This window comes from Vibrio sp. SCSIO 43133, assembly GCF_023716845.1.
Taxonomy (GTDB): domain Bacteria; phylum Pseudomonadota; class Gammaproteobacteria; order Enterobacterales; family Vibrionaceae; genus Vibrio; species Vibrio mediterranei.
Genome location: NZ_CP068024.1, coordinates 639,219 through 655,292 on the forward strand (window position 1 = coordinate 639,219; position 16,074 = coordinate 655,292).

A 16,074-nucleotide genomic window follows, 5' to 3' on the forward strand; every position below is an offset into this window, starting at 1 on the left:
ATCGTTACTCAGTTTTTAACTTGAGTATTAATGGTTGTTGAATACGCCATGGGGGGCTGGTTAATACCATCCCCCCATTCTTTCTATAGTGAGAAAAGAAATGTCAAAAGAATTTAGCCGCACACAACGTGTTGCGCAGCAACTACAAAAAGAGCTTGCTCTTATTCTTCAACGCGAAGTTCGTGACTCTCGCCTAGGTATGGTGACGATTTCAGACGTAGAAGTCTCTCGTGACCTCGCATACGCGAAAGTATTCGTTACTTTCCTATGTGTTGGTGAACAGACTCCAGAATCGAGCCTAGCAGCCCTTCGTGAACACGAAGCTCACATTCGCATGATGCTAGGTAAGCGCATTCGCCTACGCCTAACACCGGAAGTACGCTTCCACTATGACAACACGCTTGTCGAAGGTATGCGTATGTCTAACCTAGTGAGTGAAGTGGTTAACGAAGATAAGCGTAAGCAAGACGAAGCAGGTCGCAGCGAAGAAAACGGTGCAGAGGGAGAAGAGCAGTAATGGCTAGACGTCGCAAGGGACGTCCAGTCAACGGCGTTATCCTTCTAGATAAACCTACCGGAATCTCATCGAATGATGCTCTACAAAAAGTAAAGCGCATCTACTTCGCTGAGAAAGCAGGGCACACTGGTGCACTTGACCCATTAGCAACTGGCATGTTGCCAATTTGCTTGGGCGAAGCAACTAAGTTTTCTCAATTCTTGTTAGATTCAGACAAGCGCTACCGTGTTATCGCTAAACTTGGTGAGCGTACCAATACCTCTGACTCTGATGGTGAAGTGGTAGAAACTCGCGATATCAATGTAACACCTGAGCTTCTTGATGAGTGCATAGACAAGTTCCGTGGTGAATCTGATCAAGTGCCGTCAATGTTCTCTGCACTGAAATACCAAGGTAAGCCACTATATGAGTACGCTCGTCAAGGTATCGAAGTTCCTCGTGAAGCGCGCAAAATTACCGTGTATGAAATTGTCCTACATCGCTTTGAAGGTGATGAAGTAGAGATGGAAGTACATTGCTCGAAAGGCACTTACATCCGCACTATCGTCGATGACCTCGGTGAAATGTTAGGCTGTGGTGCGCACGTAACTATGCTACGTCGTACTGCTGTTGCTAAGTATCCTTATGAGAACATGGTGACCCTAGAGCAGCTTAACGAGTTATTTGAGCAGGCAAAGCGAGAAGAGCGTCAGCCGCGCGAGTTGCTTGATCCACTGCTAATGCCAATGGACAGCGCAGTACAAGATCTTCAAGAAGTGAATGTATCACCTGAGCTTGGTGACTTGCTTCAGCATGGTCAGCCGGTGCAGGTTTCAGGCTTACCAGTCGATGCACCAGTACGCATGACCATGGGTGAAGAGCGTTTATTCATCGGCGTTGGCGCTATGAATGACGATGCTAAGCTTGCACCCAAGCGACTCGTTGTTTTCCGTGAGGAAGAAAGTGCTCAATAGAGCCACGAATACTCCTTGCTCTAGCTAGAATTATTCCCTATAATTCGCGCTTCGCGTAGCGGCTGAATCAGAGATTGGCTGCTACAACTTTTAAACTTACTCTTATTAGGAGAGAATTATGTCTCTGAATGCAGAAACTAAAGCAGCAATCGTTGCGGAATACGCACAAGGCGAAGGCGACACTGGTTCACCAGAAGTACAAGTAGCTCTACTTACAGCTTCTATCAACCACCTACAAGGTCACTTCAAAGCACACAAAGGCGATCACCACAGCCGTCGTGGTCTTCTACGTATGGTTTCTCGTCGTCGTAAGCTTCTAGATTACCTAAAAGGTAAAAACCTAGCTCGCTACCAAGACCTAATCAAACGTCTAGGCCTACGTCGCTAATCAGCGTCTGCATAGAAAGTTTGTTAAAAGGGGCTATATGCCCCTTTTTTGTTAGCTAAATTTCTTAGTTAATAGCAAAACTTCCACTAAGTAGTTTATACTACGTCCCGTCTAAACTGAGTTGTGAAGAGCAAGCACGTTTAGTCACAATTTGTTCAGTACATTACAGTCCATTTAGTCGACCTCAGGGTCGCGACTATTCCAAGCACACTTACTTTTTTCAAGTGAAGTTTGTTTGAACTAGTCGCGATTTGTAATGCATTGAGCGCACAATCAATTATCTGGAATGATTCCAGAAAAAAGGAAATACAATGTTCGAAAAACCAGTTGTTAAGTCGTTCCAATACGGCAACCACACTGTGACGCTAGAAACTGGCGTTATCGCACGTCAAGCTACTGCAGCTGTAATGGTAACAATGGACGATACGTCAGTATTCGTTTCTGTTGTTGGTAAGAAAGAAGCAGTAGAAGGTCAAGACTTCTTCCCGCTAACAGTAAACTACCAAGAGCGTACTTACGCTGCAGGTAAAATCCCTGGTGGTTTCTTCAAACGTGAAGGTCGTCCTTCTGAAGGCGAAACACTGACTGCACGTCTAATCGACCGTCCAATTCGTCCTCTTTTCCCAGACGCATTCAAAAACGAAGTTCAGGTAATCGCGACAGTAATGTCTGTAAACCCGAACGTTCAGCCAGACATGGTAACAATGATCGGTACTTCAGCTGCTCTTGCTATCTCTGGTATTCCGTTCAACGGTCCTATCGGTGCAGCACGTGTTGGTCATATTGATGGTCAACTTGTACTGAACCCAAGCAACACTGAGCTAGAAAACTCTAAACTAGACCTAGTAGTTGCTGGTACTGAAGGCGCTGTTCTTATGGTTGAGTCTGAAGCAGACAACCTAACAGAAGAAGAGATGCTATCAGCAGTGGTTTACGGCCACGACCAACAGCAAGTTGTTATCAAAGCAATCAACGAATTTGCAGCTGAAGTTGCTACTCCAGCTTGGGATTGGGTTGCTCCAGAAGAGAATACTGCTCTTAACAACCGCATCGCTGAGCTAGCAGAAGCTAAGCTTGTTGAAGCGTACCAAATCACTGAGAAGATGGCTCGTTACGATCGCATTCACGCGATTGCAGCAGAAGTTAACGAGGTTCTTCTTGCTGAAGATCCAGAAGCGAACACTAAAGAAATCCACACTATCTTCCACGATCTAGAGAAGACAGTAGTACGTCGCAGCATCATCGCGGGTAACCCACGTATTGATGGCCGTGAAAAAGACATGGTTCGTGCACTAGATGTACGCACTGGCGTTCTTCCACGTACTCATGGTTCTTCACTGTTCACTCGTGGTGAAACGCAGGCAATCGTAACTGCGACTCTTGGTACGCAGCGTGATGCTCAAATCATCGATGAGCTAACAGGTGAGCGTAAAGATCACTTCCTACTACACTACAACTTCCCTCCATACTGTGTTGGCGAAACTGGTTTTGTAGGTTCTCCAAAGCGTCGTGAAATCGGTCACGGTAAATTGGCTAAGCGCGGTATCGCAGCAGTAATGCCTTCTGTTGAAGAATTCCCATACACAGTACGTGTTGTATCGGAAATCACTGAATCTAACGGTTCATCTTCAATGGCATCTGTATGTGGTACGTCTCTAGCGCTTATGGATGCTGGTGTTCCAATCAAGTCTTCTGTTGCGGGTATCGCAATGGGTCTTGTTAAAGAAGGCGACGATTTCGTTGTTCTTTCTGACATCCTTGGTGACGAAGACCACCTAGGTGACATGGACTTTAAAGTAGCAGGTACTAACACTGGTATCACTGCACTTCAGATGGACATCAAGATCGAAGGTATCACTAAAGAGATCATGCAAATTGCTCTTAACCAAGCGCAAGGTGCACGTAAGCACATCCTTTCTGTAATGGATGAAGCTATCTCTGGTGCTCGTGAAGAGATCTCTGAGTTCGCTCCACGTATCCACACAATGAAGATCAGCGCAGACAAGATCAAAGACGTTATCGGTAAAGGTGGCGCGGTTATCCGTCAGCTAACTGAAGAAACTGGTACGACTATCGAGATCGAAGATGATGGTACTATCAAGATCGCTGCAACTGACGGTGACCAAGCGAAAGATGCGATCGCTCGTATCGAAGCTATCACTGCAGAAGTTGAAGTGGGTAAGATCTACACGGGTAAAGTTGCTCGTCTAGCAGACTTCGGTGCATTCGTAACGGTTCTTCCTGGCAAAGATGGTCTAGTACACATCTCTCAAATCGCTCATGAGCGTGTTGAGAAAGTGACTGACTACCTAAAAGAAGGTCAAGAAGTTCAAGTTAAAGTACTTGAAATTGACCGCCAAGGTCGTGTACGCCTAAGCATGAAAGAAGCAATGGAAAAGCCTGAAGCGAAAGCTCCAGCAGCGGATGAAAATTCAGCGTCTGACGCAGAATAATTCGCTTTTCTAGACCATTACGTTAAAAAGCGTGCTATAAAGAGGGGGCAATAGCCCCCTTTTTTAATGCGCGAAGGATAATTCCCGCTACTACGCATTACGCTGTGCAACTATAACGATACTTTAAATGTTGCCAATAATAGCGACGCCATAGTGGGTACAAGGAGAATGATATAGTGAAGTTGTTTCGAATCTTAGGATTAAGCTTAGTGGTGGCAGTGACTGGTTGTGCTACCAACTCGTCAACACAAGATGAACAATGGTTGAACCCACCAATGGCTGTGCCATTACAGGCAAATGTTCAATACGAAGTTCAAGTCGCCCGATTGACACAGCTTCTGCAGCGCAGTGACCTTGAGAATGACGTCAGAGCAAAAATGCACTTCGAGCGAGGCTCTTATTACAACAGCCTCGGATTACGTGACTTGGCTCAGTTAGACTTCAATCAGTCATTACAACTTAACCCAGCGCAACCTGTCGTTTTTAACCAAGTCGGACAGTACTTCACCCAAATTGGCGATTTTGACTCTGCGTATGAAGCCTTCGATTCGAGTTTAGAGCTTGACCCTTCAAACTCTTATGCACTAAGAAACCGTTCTATTGCGCTTTACTATGGTGATCGTATCCCATTAGCGATTGAGGGCATGACGCGTTATTACCAAGAGAACCCTGCCGATCCGTATCGTGCACTTTGGCTCTACATCATTTCTCGTGAGGCAGGTCCACTGGATGCCGCTATTGCACTAGAGAAGCGCTACCAAGCACGTAATAATGATTGGGGCTGGATCCTGGTTGCGTTGATGTTGGATAAAGTCTCTGAAGAACAGGCGTTTAAAGCGATTCTTGCTAGCAGCCGAGACAATAACGTGTTAGCGGAAAGACTCACTGAAGTCTACTTCTACTTGGCAAAACGTCATCAAATAGATGGCAATTATCCAGCAGCTGTCTCTCTATATAAACTGGCCATCGCCCAGAATGTCTACGATTATGCCGAGCATAAGTACGCATTTCTTGAGTTAACTAAAATCTTTGAAATTGTGAGAGCACAACAAGCAGAGCAGGCTAAGCAAGAAGCTAAGCAAGCAGCAGAGAGAACCACCGACTCACAGTAATGTGAACTTTTCACAATCATCGCTAAAAAAACACCAGCCTAGCGCTGGTGTTTTTTTATCCGTTGACTCTAGTTCTAATTTAGCTAAACTAGTTAGCTATGCTAATTAATAGTTAATATGAATGACTATAGAAACTAATTTAGAGAAGATGGAGCGGCTGACGTCGAAAGTATGGCGTAGCTACAGCAAAGAAGACCCACTAGGGCACCTGAGCTTCAATGAATACGATTATTTAAAAGCAATACAATCTTCAGCAGAGCCGATTCGATTAACCGATCTGGCAAAAGAATTAGAGGTGTCCAAACCCTCAGCAACCAATATGGTAAAAAGACTTGAGCGTAAAGGTTTGGTGAAGCGATTATCGTGTACCGAAGACGCGCGTTCAAAGCGAGTGACCTTGACGGAGAAATCACGATTACCGCTAGTGTCGGAAGCTGAGATATACAGTGTGGTAGCGGAAAAACTGCGGGCACATTTAGACGAGCAGGAGTTCGCCTTGCTTGACACGTTATTGACCAAAGCACTGAGATAAAAATTTAAGGATTTAGTTAGCCAAGATAACTAACTATTTGGATGATATGACTGAGAAATCAATCTATAAACAATTCTGGCGCTATGCCATTCCGACCGTTGCGGCTATGTTGGTTAATGGTCTTTACCAAGTGGTCGATGGCATCTTTATTGGACAATATATGGGAGGGGATGGCCTAGCCGGCATTAACCTCGCGTGGCCAATTATCGGTACGATTCTTGGTCTAGGTATGATGGTCGGCGTGGGCACTGGTGCGCTGGCCTCGATTAAACAAGGCGAAGGTAAGCTTACAGATGCTAAGAATGCTCTGGCTACTGGATTAATTGCGCTTGTGGCCTTAAGTCCTGTTATCGCTGTGATTTTATGGCAATACTCAGATGTATTTCTAAGCATTCAAGGTGCTAAAGGGCGAGTACATGACTTGGCTATGCAGTACTTGGACATCTTGATTATTGGTGGTGTGTTTACTCTGGGCTCGATAGCAGTGCCATTTTTGCTACGTAATGATGATAGTCCTAACACCGCTACTATGTTGATGGTACTGGGGGCCATTATTAATATTGCCTTGGACTATTGGTTTATCGCGGTTCTTGATTGGGAGTTGCGTGGTGCCGCGTTAGCGACAGCGATTGCTCAAGCGGTAGTGACACTGCTAGGTTTTGCCTACTTCTTCTCAGATCGAGCTAAGATGCGCTTATCGTTAGCCGATCTTAAGTTCCAATTTAGTATGCTGCCATCAATCATATCTATTGGTTTGGCGAGTTTCTTTATGTATGCCTATGGCTCGTTTATGGTCGCGCTACACAATGGATTGTTTGCTGATTATGGTTCGGTAACCTTAGTGGGAGCCTATGCAATATTGGGTTATATCGTCGCGTTTTACTATCTTGTGGCTGAGGGACTGGCGAATGCTATGCAGCCATTACTGAGCTATAACTATGGTGCGAGAAGACAAGATAATATGCGCAAGCTATTTAACATTGCGACTTTGAGTGCGGTATTAGGTGGTGCCATTTTTGTCACTGTGCTAAACCTGTTCCCATATCAAACAGTATCAATCTTTAACTCGAGTGAGCCATTGCTGATTGAGCACACCGTAAACGGGATTCGTCTCCACTTATTCTCAATGTTCTTAGATGGCTTTATCGTGGTGGCTGCTGCGTACTATCAAGCGATCAGTCATAGTCGCAAAGCGTTGTTCGTGACGCTGGGTAATATGTTGGTTCAGTTGCCATTCTTGTACATTATGCCCAAGCTATGGGGAGTGGATGGTATTTGGGTAGCATACCCACTTTCCAACATCGCGATCAGCTTGGTAGTCGGTGTGATGATATGGCGTGACATTAGTAAGCTTGATAGAACGGCTTTAAAGCCGATCACGGCATAAAAAAGACCTCGCGTATCAGCGAGGTCTTTTCATTTAAAGTCGGGACTAAATCTGCTTGATATCGAGCCCAGCGATTTGATGCCAGTAGCCGTTACATTGTCTATCCAATATTTTGGCCGGTTGTGTGCCATCTTCGTTCGCTTTAAAGCGATCAACTTCAGCGAAGGTATCCAACCCTAGCGGGCTAAGCCTAACCACATCTACCAAACCTTGCATAGATTTCAGGTCATTGATCAGGTTGTATTGGTAACCAGATTGAGTCTGAATACCATTGAGATTAAAGACTGACTGACCTTCTTGGCTCTCCACTTGAAGACCCGTTGGATACTTAATACAGCAAGTTTCGCAATCGTCTTTTGCTCGGTTCTCTGCACGAGCAGTAAAGCAGCGTGCGGAATAAGCTAGCGGTAGATAACCGTGACTAAAGACCTCTACCTCAAATTGATCGCGGATACCAATATTGTCGGCTTGCTCTAGAGCGTTGCTTAACCACTCACGCGATAACTCAACAGGCATACACCAGCGAATCATGCCTTGTTTGGCAAATAGCTTCAGTGTGTGGGCATTGTAGGTATTAACGGCAGGACCAACAACAAATGGAACTTTGTGTTCACTTGCTAGTTGAATCGCTGAGACATCATTGGCTTCGATCGCAAAGTCACCATTATCGATGTACTTTTTCATGATGTTAACTTCGCTTGGTGCTTCTAGCAGTGCCATTGTTGACAGAACTACCTGCTTGCCTGCTAGATTTAGCTCCTTAGCGATATCTAACCAGTGTGCTGGTTTCATCTCTCTGCGTTTTGAGCACACGGTTTCTCCAAGATACACGATATCTGCGGAGCTCGATTTAGCTTGCTCATAGAAACTTTCAACGTCTTGTTTTGGCCAAAAGTACAGTAATGGGCCTAATGCGTATTTCATAAGTTGCTCCTTACTGCCATTTTCTATGGTATGCACCCAATGTGGTTTGGGTTCCTTCAGAGACATTTGCCAAGGCCTGATCCCAGCTTGGTTTCACTTGATAGTTCTCAGGGTTACGTTGATACGCATCGATGGCTTCACGCCAAGTTCGAGTGACTTGTTCAACGTAAGCTGGACTGCGCTGACGTCCTTCAATTTTCACCGACGCGACATTAGCGGCGAACAGTTCAGGAAGCATAGACAAAGTGTTCAAACTGGTTGGCTCTTCAAGTGCATGGTAGCGCTTACGCTCTCCTTCTATTTCGGCTTCAAAGCGGCCTTTACAGAGTGTCGGATAGCCTGCATTTTCGCCCTGAGCGTAGCGGTCAATAAGAATGTCATTTAGACGAGACTCTAACCCTTGCTCAGTTTCTTGCCAACGCACGTATTTCGCTGGAGAACACGCACCAACCGTATTAGGTGATTCACCGGTCAAGTAGGACGACAAATAGCAGCGCCCTTCAGACATAATACAAAGACTGCCGAACGCGAATACTTCAAGCTCGACATCAGAGGTAATGTTTCTAGACAGTTGTTTTACCTGATGAATAGACAGCACTCGAGGTAACACAACGCGCTTTACATTAAAGTTTTTATGGTAGAAGTCTACAGCAGCCACATTAGTTGCTGAGGCTTGTACTGAGAGGTGTAACTCTAGCTCTGGATACTTATTGGCAGCGTAATCCAATACAGCAATATCAGCGACAATCAATGCATCGACACCAAGATCGGCAGCTTGGTCGACGGCATTAGTCCAGCGCTCAAAGCCATTAGGGTGTGCGAAGGTATTCAACGCGATATGTAGCTTTTTATTGCGATCGTGAACATATTGAGCCGCACGCTCGAGTTTCTTTCCCGTAAAGTTCAGACCAGCGAAATGACGCGCGTTGGTATCATCTTTGAAACCGATGTAAACCGCATCCGCACCGCAATCAATTGCAGTTTTTAGAGCAGGTAAATTCCCTGCTGGGCATAAGAGTTCCATATGCTCATTACCATATTTCTGACAGTAGCCCGCATTTTATGAACAATTATGAACAGCGAATTTGATGTAAGGCAGGTTTACCTTAATAAACACGTAATTAACACCAAAGAGGTAACGTTAACATGGTCAATTTCGATGACGACGGTTTTGCGCAAATAGTGCTTCGACTTCGTGTTTAGGCTGTGGTCGGTGGAAGTGGAAGCCTTGAATGGAGTTACAGTTAAGATTGGAGAGTAGTGTTGCTTGGTGGCGTGTCTCCACGCCTTCGGCGACCACAGAGAGATTGAGTGATTTACCGAGGTTGATGATGTTTTCGATAACGGTGAGCTGTTTTGGTAATGTATCGATATCCATGATAAAGGCACGGTCGATTTTTAGTTCATCTATTGGAAAGTGCGCTAAGTAGGATAGCGAAGAGTATCCTGTACCGAAGTCGTCAATAGACAACGCAAAGCCGAGTTTCTTAATGGCATCGAGCATTTGCAATGTGTGTTCACTGTTGCTCATTACCGCACTTTCAGTGAGCTCGAACGTGATACAGCTAGGGTCCAGTCCTGTGCTGCGTAATAAGCGCTCCATGTAATCGATAAGCTTAGGGTTGCCAAATTGTTCTGGAGACAAGTTGATCGCCACGCGACCTGGTAAGATACCTTGTAGTTTCCAGCGTTTGACGGTATTGAATACATCACGCATGACCACGCGGCCAAGGCTTTCGATCAGTCCTGCTTGTTCTGCCACTGGGATGAACGAAGCCGGGCTTATATACCCTTCGACGGGGTGCTTCCATCGAACTAGCGCTTCTGCACCGTTGATACTAAAGTCACGGGCATTGACCTTGGGTTGATACCATACTTCCAAGCCATTTTGCTGTAGCGCTTTTTGCAGTTCTATTTCCAACCAAAGGCGCATGCGCGCTTCTTTGTTCATTTGGTCATTGAACTTAACAAGACGGTTCCTACCTCTGGCTTTGGCTTCATACATGGCCGTATCGGCATTTTGCAGCAGGATACGCGCATCATTTCCATCGTTTGGGTAATGAACACTGCCAATGGAGCAAGCAAGGCGTTTGCTGAAGTGGTGTAAATCGAAAGGTTGGTTGATGAGCCCAATGATTTTCTCAGCCAACATTTCTACCGTGCTGTTGCTTTCCGGCTCTGGGAGAATAATCCCAAACTCATCACCGCCTAAATGGGCCAGGACCGATTGTTGAGGAAGATGACGCTTCAGTCTAGAAGATACCTCCTGAATCACTCGGTCGCCAATGTGGTGTCCTAAAGAGTCATTGATGTTCTTAAAGTTATCAATGTCGAGGTACAGCATGACGAGCGGAGTTTTATCTTGAATAAAATGATCCAAGCAACGGGTGAAACCTAGTCGGTTGTACAGCTTCGTCAGAGTATCAATGTTGACGTCTTCATTGCTGTTTTGAGCCACTGGGTTTGGCTTTTCGTCCATATCTTGAATTAGGACTAAGTGAGCGCTATTGCCAAACAGATTAGCGTCATCGACATGCAGTGACAGTCGGCGCTGCGTTCCGCAGTACTCACTGGTCAAAAAGTGCAGTGGTGTGCCGTTAACGATATTGGCTAAATCGAGTTGCACACGATTGTTATTTTTCTCGTTACTTAGTAAGCGATTTAACGACTCACCTAGTAAATCGGTACTTTTTGCGTAACCAAATAGACGTGCAGACGCAGGGTTGGCCGATAAAATACAATCGTCTTCAACCAGAATTAATCCATCTGGGATAAGCTGAGAAAGTTTGAGGAATTTGCTTTCTGATTCTTCGAGAGAGCGGGTTAGGATCTGTTTTTCGGATGTGTCTATGGCATGGAATACGATGTATTCGATGACGCCGTCATTGAGAATTGGCGACACACTGAAATGCAGGCTGGATTCGACATCTGACTCATCGAGTGTCACTTCCGCCTCAATCGACTCGCCTTGTAGCGCTCGATCGTAATAGGGTTTTAACTGGTTATAAAAACGCTCACCTAGTATTTGCAAGTCATTCATGCCAACTAAGTCGCTGTGTGTTAACCCTGCCACATCACAATAACGGTCGTTGACCATACAGTAATGATGTTCGTCATCCAAAATAGCAAAAAAGAAGGGGCTATTGGATGTTAACTTAGCAAAGTATTCCTTTAACATTTTGGATGACATCAATGTACTACCAGTTCTCCGGAGAGCTTATATATCAGTAACCCCAACACTATAACTGTGATTTATCAGTTAGAAAAGGGCAAAGGCGAAAGCAAAAAATTTTTGATGCACAACAGGATTTTTTTTGTACTAATGCCGTATTATTAGCCTTCTGAACTACAAATTAACGGAAAAACCGCGTGTTAGACAAGATTCGAAGTCAACTAGTTAAAAACGCAGCACAAATTTTGCGATCTCCAGTCCACTTTCTGCCAACTAAAATCCAGAATAGAGCTTTGCTTGAAGGACTAAAAACCGTTTTTAAAGAAGCACTTGAGGACGGTGACTTTGAATTTCTCGAAGAAAAATGGTTAAAAGTTCATATTCGTGATCTAAACCTCAGTTGGTATATTTCTTACAGCGATGAACAGCTGGTGGTTTCTGAAACTGTCGAGCAGGAAGATGTCAGTTTTAGCGGTAATTTAAATGACTTAGTGTTGATTGCGGGTCGTAAAGAAGACCCAGATACTTTATTCTTCCAACGCCGCTTGAGTATTGAAGGTGATACCGAGTTAGGCCTAGAAGTGAAGAACTTGATGGATAGCGTTGATCTTGACGCATTACCGAAACCAATGCTTTCAGCATTGACTCATTTAGCGGATTTTGTTCAGAAAGGCATGCAGCCTGCAACAAATCCTAACGAGGTAGCGAATGCTTATTCGAACTGAAGCGCCGGCCGATATACTTGCCATTGACCGATTACTCAAATCGGTATTTGATACGGATGCAGAAGCCAATTTAGTAATGGCACTGAGAGAAAATGGTCGTCTAACGTTATCTTTGGTAGCGTGCTCTGATGAAGGTGAAGTCATTGGGCATCTGTTGTTTACACCTGTCACTATCGATGGCGACGACTTATCATGGCAAGGTTTAGCACCTTTAGCGGTTGCCAAGGAACACCAGGGTCAAGGAGTAGCATCTGCACTCGTTGAAGAGGCATTCACCACTTTACCTGAGTTCGGTTATCCCGCTTGTGTGGTGCTTGGAGACCCAAGCTATTACGGACGATTCCAGTTTTCTGCTGCAGCTGACTATGATCTTCATTGTCAGTGGGAAGTACCAGAAGGTGCATTCCAAGTTCGTTCATTGACGGAAGATTCGGTGGCCGAACAGCTTGCGGGCCGTAAAGGGTTGGTGGATTACTGCCCTGAGTTTAACGGTCTGTAATAGCGTTCAAAGTGAAATATCAAGCCTAGCGCTGTGTCATCACCGCTAGGCTTTGCTTTATCCGCACGTTGATATCTTGGTAATCAAATAGAGCTCTGCTAAACTGCGCGTCATTATGACGGCGAATTACTTGGCGCAAATCAATCATGCAAGACAGCATAAAACTACAGTTAATGGGCGTTCAAACATGGGAACTAACTCACCCTGAGCGTATTCCTGTGCGTAGTAGCCCTTCGTTGTCACTTCGGCCTGACTGTCGACTCTTGTTTGTGTCATCAGTAAAGCCGCAAGGCGATAATGTGCTGTTCTATCAGAAGATCCTTAAAGCGATGAAGTTGGATCTTAGTGAGACGCTACATATTGTTCCAGAACAATTACTTAGTCTTGATGGTCAACATATACCAGAATGGATATGGTTTGCTGGAGAAGAACAGGCAAATGAGCGCTTTGCTCAATTAACGCAACAGTATCAATTCACCTCGTCCCCGAAAAAACTCGTTTCTCCGCAACTGTCTAACATTGATGGTAATGATATGGAAAGACGTGCACTTTGGAATCAAATCCGCAGCTATGGCTAATCTTACCTTTGCAATCATGGATACTGAGCACTTAGATGCCATCTTATCCATAGAAAATATGGCACACTCCCATCCTTGGAAAGCCTCCATGATTACCGAATTGAATGGGCGCGGAGCTTTCAATTATGTGCTATTGGCCGACGAACGCGTTGTTGGCTACTTTTATGCACAGAACATTGTAGGTGAAGTTTCGTTGCTTAATATTGCGGTCTCACCGAGCGAGCAAGGCAAAGGCTACGGTAGGGCATTGCTGAATCACTTTTTAGAACAGTGTGAATCTCGTGAAGCAGAAAGTGCTTGGCTAGAGGTTCGAGAAAGTAACCAAGCCGCAGTTTCTTTGTATCTTGATGAAGGGTTTAATGAAGTTGACAGACGTCGTGATTATTACCCATCAGACCAAGGTCGAGAAGACGCCGTTATCATGAGTTATTATTTTTTATTCTCAAGTTAATTCTGCTGTCTATTTCTAAATCACGAGGGTAGTGACCTATCCGCATGGACCTCTATAAAGCAAGGTAATCTAGTCGTTCTGTAAATAGGTTACATTACCCGTAGTTACTTCGATAAAAAATCGATTTCCTCATACTTCCTATTAGTTATTGATAACAATAGGAATAGAATATGAAACACTTCTCTGTACTTTCTGCTGCCTTATTGAGTGTTACTAGCGCTCAAGTAATGGCAGATGAGGCACAAGTGAATGATCCTGCCGATGTAACCCGCCCCCAAACTTATCTTAAAGTTGATTCTGGCGCCAAAGGTAAAGATGGTATGACTCGCCTACAGTTAAACATGGCGGGCTCATACAGCGAAGATATTGGCTATTTAGGTCAGTTCGAAACAGACTTTCAAACTAATCTGGATGCGCAGCCAGGCAAATCTAAAGACTTTGGTTTGTCGCGTATTCGAGCTCGTTATTTTCAAGTGCACGCAACGGGCTTAGAGGTACTCCCAGAAATAGGTTTCTCATTGGACTACATCAGCTATGGCTCTAACTGGGTAGCTAAGAACTCAGGCACAGAGCAAACTGCTGCTATTGGTGCCGTGGCTAAAGTGATTACGCCATTTGAAAATTGGGTCTCTTATCCAAATTTGGCTGTAATGAAGAATGAGTACGACAATGGTCGCTCAGAAAATGGCTGGCAAGCGAATTGGTTTAACTCTTTCTATCTAACTGAAAAAGGGTCTTACATCACAGTAAACCCACAGTACGCTAACTATAACAATGCTATCGGTAAGAACGAACAATCTCTTGAATTGAACTTTGAAGGTGGTATTCCACTTACCAATGACGGCAGCATCTGGGGTAACGTGACCTATTCTGAACACTTCTTTAAAGCGGCAGGTGAATCGCGCATGAAACACTTAGACGGTAACCGAGAAGTTCGCATTGGTGCGACTTGGTTCTTCTAATCTCATCGCTTTACTCAGTTTAAGGCACGGAAGCCTTTATTCATCCTCTCTAATTGTTTCTTACTTTTTTCTCCGTGTTACTGGATCGATTCCAGTTAATAACTCAACAGCTGTTATCGGTCGAGATAGAGTGCATTTTGACTTTATACCCACGTTACTCAGCTCGTTTAATCTCAGTGTGAAAAATAGAAGAGAGGCTAATAATGAAAGTGCCATTTCAGCTAACAGATAGAGTTGTTGTCATTATTGGCGGCACCTCTGGTATCGGAGAGGCGATTGCTCATCGTTTTAGCTCTGCGGGTGCAAAGCTGGTCATCGCTGGAGTTAATGCATCAGACAAAGAATTGCAGTCACTAGAAGCCCTTTATATTCATGCGGACGTGACGGATGAGCTGTCACTGAGTGAACTGATGGCTATTACCTTCGAGAAGTTTGGCAAAATCGACGTGTTAGTGAATTGCGCGGGTTCGACTAATGGTTACAGCACCATAGTGGAATCGAAAAAAGATGAGTATGAAGCCAATTTTTCCGTCAACGCACTAGGGACAGCATTGTCGATGAAGCATGCGGTGCCCTATATGCCCAAAGGCAGCAGTATCATCAATATTGCTTCGGTGTCAGGAACTCAGGGTGTGCCTTATCTTGGCGCGTTAGCTAGTTCAAAGTGGGCAGTGCTTGGCATTACTCAAACGGCAGCTTTGGAGCTTGGCAGTAAACAGATTCGTGTCAATGCCGTTTGTCCCACCTCTGTCGATACCCCTCGTGCTTATGCCAAAGGAGGCGAACCTCAACTGAGAATGGAGAGACGTTCGATCCCGATGGGAAGAATTGCTCAGCCTGAAGAAGTGGCGGCCGTTGTCCACTTCTTGGCCTCTGAAGACAGCAGCTTTGTTAATGGTCAATCTATCGGGGTGGACGGTGGCTTTAGCGCAGGTATGAGTATCGAAGCCTACAACCAACTTGCGCAGTAATTGAGAGCAAATAATGAAAAAACACATTCAAATCACTTTAGCATTACTATTATCAGCCAGCTTTAACAGCTACGCTTACTACTGTGACCAAACCGCGGAAGGTACCATAGTAGGTGCCGTGGATGGGGCAATAACCGGCGCCATCGTTGGTGGTATTGTTGATGGTGGCGAAGGCGCGAAAACTGGTGCAGTTATTGGTGGTGGCGCTGGGGCAGTCGGTGGGGCTATCGATGGCGCTTATTATGAGGGCGCTTGTGAGATGGCAACTGACGCTATTGTTGAAGATGAGATCATCGCTGAAGAGTATATTGCTGAGGAATATATCGAAGAAGAATACATTGCCGAAGAAATCGTGGAAGAAGAGATTATCGAAGAGGAAATGTATGATGATTATTACGATTAGAATCTAAATAAAAAAGAGAGCAAACTGCTCTCTTTTTTATTAGTATC

The 16,074-nt window shown here is 44.9% G+C and carries 17 protein-coding genes; 14 read left to right on the forward strand and 3 right to left on the reverse strand.

The features are described from left to right. The first annotated feature begins 100 nt into the window (after nt 1-100). The 7 genes from rbfA (at nt 101) to JKJ11_RS03220 (ending at nt 7,342) form a co-directional block, all read left to right on the forward strand. Nucleotides 101-517, forward strand: coding sequence for a 30S ribosome-binding factor RbfA (rbfA, locus tag JKJ11_RS03190; RefSeq protein ID WP_006072035.1), 417 nt, complete (start codon nt 101-103; stop codon nt 515-517). Further along, a complete protein-coding gene (gene truB, locus JKJ11_RS03195; RefSeq protein ID WP_038225493.1) occupies nt 517-1,470 on the forward strand; it encodes a tRNA pseudouridine(55) synthase TruB in 954 nt (317 codons plus the stop codon). The genes rbfA and truB overlap by 1 nt, the downstream gene beginning before the upstream one ends. A gap of 118 nt (nt 1,471-1,588) precedes the next feature. Further along, nucleotides 1,589-1,858, forward strand: coding sequence for a 30S ribosomal protein S15 (gene rpsO, locus JKJ11_RS03200; protein WP_005380094.1), 270 nt, complete (start codon nt 1,589-1,591; stop codon nt 1,856-1,858). A gap of 311 nt (nt 1,859-2,169) precedes the next feature. After that, nucleotides 2,170-4,311 carry a polyribonucleotide nucleotidyltransferase gene (pnp, locus tag JKJ11_RS03205; RefSeq protein ID WP_006072022.1) on the forward strand — a complete coding sequence of 714 codons (2,142 nt, stop codon included), beginning with the start codon at nt 2,170-2,172 and terminating at the stop codon, nt 4,309-4,311. A gap of 176 nt (nt 4,312-4,487) precedes the next feature. Next, complete coding sequence (gene nlpI, locus JKJ11_RS03210; RefSeq protein WP_252038736.1) at nt 4,488-5,423, forward strand: lipoprotein NlpI; 936 nt, start codon at nt 4,488-4,490, stop codon at nt 5,421-5,423. Nucleotides 5,424-5,544: 121 nt separating this feature from the next. Further along, nucleotides 5,545-5,955 (forward strand): MarR family winged helix-turn-helix transcriptional regulator, encoded by a 411-nt coding sequence (locus tag JKJ11_RS03215; RefSeq protein WP_252038737.1) that lies wholly within the window; start codon nt 5,545-5,547, stop codon nt 5,953-5,955. A gap of 46 nt (nt 5,956-6,001) precedes the next feature. Further along, nucleotides 6,002-7,342: an MATE family efflux transporter gene (locus tag JKJ11_RS03220; protein WP_252038738.1), complete on the forward strand. Its 1,341-nt coding sequence runs from the start codon at nt 6,002-6,004 to the stop codon at nt 7,340-7,342. 45 nt (nt 7,343-7,387) lie between these two features. Here the strand turns inward: JKJ11_RS03220 and JKJ11_RS03225 are convergent, their stop codons facing one another. From JKJ11_RS03225 to JKJ11_RS03235, 3 genes are all read right to left on the reverse strand, one after another. Beyond that, on the reverse strand, nt 7,388-8,266 hold the full coding sequence (locus JKJ11_RS03225; RefSeq protein WP_031494832.1) for a U32 family peptidase: 879 nt from the start codon (nt 8,264-8,266) through the stop codon (nt 7,388-7,390). A gap of 10 nt (nt 8,267-8,276) precedes the next feature. Beyond that, complete coding sequence (gene ubiU / locus JKJ11_RS03230) at nt 8,277-9,290, reverse strand: ubiquinone anaerobic biosynthesis protein UbiU (protein WP_252038739.1); 1,014 nt, start codon at nt 9,288-9,290, stop codon at nt 8,277-8,279. 126 nt (nt 9,291-9,416) lie between these two features. Beyond that, nucleotides 9,417-11,456, reverse strand: a complete 2,040-nt coding sequence (locus JKJ11_RS03235; protein ID WP_006072012.1) for a sensor domain-containing protein — start codon at nt 11,454-11,456, stop codon at nt 9,417-9,419. 179 nt (nt 11,457-11,635) lie between these two features. On the opposite strand from JKJ11_RS03235, the gene ubiT reads away from it, so the two are divergent. The 7 genes from ubiT to JKJ11_RS03270 all read left to right on the forward strand — a co-directional run bounded on the left by ubiT (nt 11,636) and on the right by JKJ11_RS03270 (nt 16,027). After that, entirely contained in the window at nt 11,636-12,163 is a 528-nt protein-coding gene (ubiT, locus tag JKJ11_RS03240; RefSeq protein WP_006072010.1) for a ubiquinone anaerobic biosynthesis accessory factor UbiT, read from the forward strand. Further along, nucleotides 12,147-12,662 (forward strand): GNAT family N-acetyltransferase, encoded by a 516-nt coding sequence (locus JKJ11_RS03245; protein WP_006072009.1) that lies wholly within the window; start codon nt 12,147-12,149, stop codon nt 12,660-12,662. Before ubiT ends, JKJ11_RS03245 begins: the two co-directional genes overlap by 17 nt. A 146-nt stretch (nt 12,663-12,808) precedes the next feature. Continuing rightward, the gene (locus JKJ11_RS03250) at nt 12,809-13,240 is read left to right on the forward strand and encodes a DNA polymerase III subunit psi (RefSeq protein WP_124940663.1); all 432 of its coding nucleotides are present in this window, start codon (nt 12,809-12,811) and stop codon (nt 13,238-13,240) included. Then, nucleotides 13,233-13,691 carry a ribosomal protein S18-alanine N-acetyltransferase gene (gene rimI / locus JKJ11_RS03255; RefSeq protein WP_006072005.1) on the forward strand — a complete coding sequence of 153 codons (459 nt, stop codon included), beginning with the start codon at nt 13,233-13,235 and terminating at the stop codon, nt 13,689-13,691. Before JKJ11_RS03250 ends, rimI begins: the two co-directional genes overlap by 8 nt. A 170-nt stretch (nt 13,692-13,861) precedes the next feature. Next, nucleotides 13,862-14,653: a hypothetical protein gene (locus JKJ11_RS03260; RefSeq protein ID WP_031494731.1), complete on the forward strand. Its 792-nt coding sequence runs from the start codon at nt 13,862-13,864 to the stop codon at nt 14,651-14,653. Nucleotides 14,654-14,856: 203 nt separating this feature from the next. Then, nucleotides 14,857-15,624, forward strand: a complete 768-nt coding sequence (locus JKJ11_RS03265; RefSeq protein WP_031494732.1) for an SDR family NAD(P)-dependent oxidoreductase — start codon at nt 14,857-14,859, stop codon at nt 15,622-15,624. A gap of 13 nt (nt 15,625-15,637) precedes the next feature. Further along, a complete protein-coding gene (locus tag JKJ11_RS03270) occupies nt 15,638-16,027 on the forward strand; it encodes a YMGG-like glycine zipper-containing protein (RefSeq protein WP_038167341.1) in 390 nt (129 codons plus the stop codon). Nucleotides 16,028-16,074 lie beyond the last annotated feature (47 nt).

What these genes read in the sequence shown, in the direction of transcription:
- rbfA (WP_006072035.1), top strand. Translation starts at nt 101, where the DNA reads ATGTCAAAAGAATTTAGCCGCACACAACGTGTTGCGCAGCAACTACAA.
- truB (WP_038225493.1), top strand. Translation starts at nt 517, where the DNA reads ATGGCTAGACGTCGCAAGGGACGTCCAGTCAACGGCGTTATCCTTCTA.
- rpsO (WP_005380094.1), top strand. Translation starts at nt 1,589, where the DNA reads ATGTCTCTGAATGCAGAAACTAAAGCAGCAATCGTTGCGGAATACGCA.
- pnp (WP_006072022.1), top strand. Translation starts at nt 2,170, where the DNA reads ATGTTCGAAAAACCAGTTGTTAAGTCGTTCCAATACGGCAACCACACT.
- JKJ11_RS03215 (WP_252038737.1), top strand. Translation starts at nt 5,545, where the DNA reads ATGACTATAGAAACTAATTTAGAGAAGATGGAGCGGCTGACGTCGAAA.
- JKJ11_RS03220 (WP_252038738.1), top strand. Translation starts at nt 6,002, where the DNA reads ATGACTGAGAAATCAATCTATAAACAATTCTGGCGCTATGCCATTCCG.
- JKJ11_RS03225 (WP_031494832.1), bottom strand. Translation starts at nt 8,266, where the DNA reads ATGAAATACGCATTAGGCCCATTACTGTACTTTTGGCCAAAACAAGAC.
- ubiU (WP_252038739.1), bottom strand. Translation starts at nt 9,290, where the DNA reads ATGGAACTCTTATGCCCAGCAGGGAATTTACCTGCTCTAAAAACTGCA.
- JKJ11_RS03235 (WP_006072012.1), bottom strand. Translation starts at nt 11,456, where the DNA reads ATGTCATCCAAAATGTTAAAGGAATACTTTGCTAAGTTAACATCCAAT.
- JKJ11_RS03245 (WP_006072009.1), top strand. Translation starts at nt 12,147, where the DNA reads ATGCTTATTCGAACTGAAGCGCCGGCCGATATACTTGCCATTGACCGA.
- JKJ11_RS03250 (WP_124940663.1), top strand. Translation starts at nt 12,809, where the DNA reads ATGCAAGACAGCATAAAACTACAGTTAATGGGCGTTCAAACATGGGAA.
- rimI (WP_006072005.1), top strand. Translation starts at nt 13,233, where the DNA reads ATGGCTAATCTTACCTTTGCAATCATGGATACTGAGCACTTAGATGCC.
- JKJ11_RS03260 (WP_031494731.1), top strand. Translation starts at nt 13,862, where the DNA reads ATGAAACACTTCTCTGTACTTTCTGCTGCCTTATTGAGTGTTACTAGC.
- JKJ11_RS03265 (WP_031494732.1), top strand. Translation starts at nt 14,857, where the DNA reads ATGAAAGTGCCATTTCAGCTAACAGATAGAGTTGTTGTCATTATTGGC.
- JKJ11_RS03270 (WP_038167341.1), top strand. Translation starts at nt 15,638, where the DNA reads ATGAAAAAACACATTCAAATCACTTTAGCATTACTATTATCAGCCAGC.